The organism is Mesorhizobium sp. M8A.F.Ca.ET.021.01.1.1, assembly GCF_003998025.1.
GTDB lineage: Bacteria > Pseudomonadota > Alphaproteobacteria > Rhizobiales > Rhizobiaceae > Mesorhizobium.
The window spans coordinates 1-573 of record NZ_RZSJ01001076.1 but is presented as its reverse complement, the minus strand read 5'-3'; the positions used below and the strand labels follow the sequence as shown (position 1 = coordinate 573).

At 69.1% G+C, this 573-nt stretch carries 1 protein-coding gene; it reads left to right on the top strand.

The window, feature by feature from the left end:
• On the top strand, positions 1-573 hold a 573-nt coding region (locus EOA36_RS36685; protein ID WP_189553574.1), incomplete at both ends, for a PD-(D/E)XK nuclease family protein.

The following is a 573-nucleotide window of genomic DNA, read 5'->3' as shown; positions in this document are numbered from 1 at the left end:
GATGAATTGCTTGCCTGGGCACGCGCGCTCGACACAGGGCCGAAGCGGGATTTCGCGCCGCGGCCGCAGCCGAAACCGCCATTGCCGGTTCGCCCGGGCCATTTCTCGGTCACCGAGATCGAGACGCTGCGCCGCGACCCCTACGCCATCTACGCCCGAAGGATCCTCGGCCTGATGCCGCTCGATCCGCTCATCCGTGATCCGGGCGCGGCCGAGCGCGGCACGCTGTTTCACGCCATCCTGCATCTCTTCTCCTCCGAGGTGGCCGACCCGCGCGCGCCGGACGCGCTGGCCGGGCTCATCGCCGCCGGCCGTGCCTGTTTTGCCGAGGCGGCGCTTCCGGCCGATGTCGAGGCCGTGTGGTGGCCGCGTTTCGAAAAGCTCGCCGCCAACATCATCGAATGGGAGCGCACGCGCGCCGATGCGGTGGTCCAGCGGCATGCCGAGGAGAGGGCTGGGAAAACCGTCGTCGGACAGTCCGGGGTGACGCTGTCCGGTTACGCCGACAGGGTCGACCTGCTGGCCGGCGGCATGGCCGACATTCTGGACTACAAGACGGGTTCCTCGCCTTCG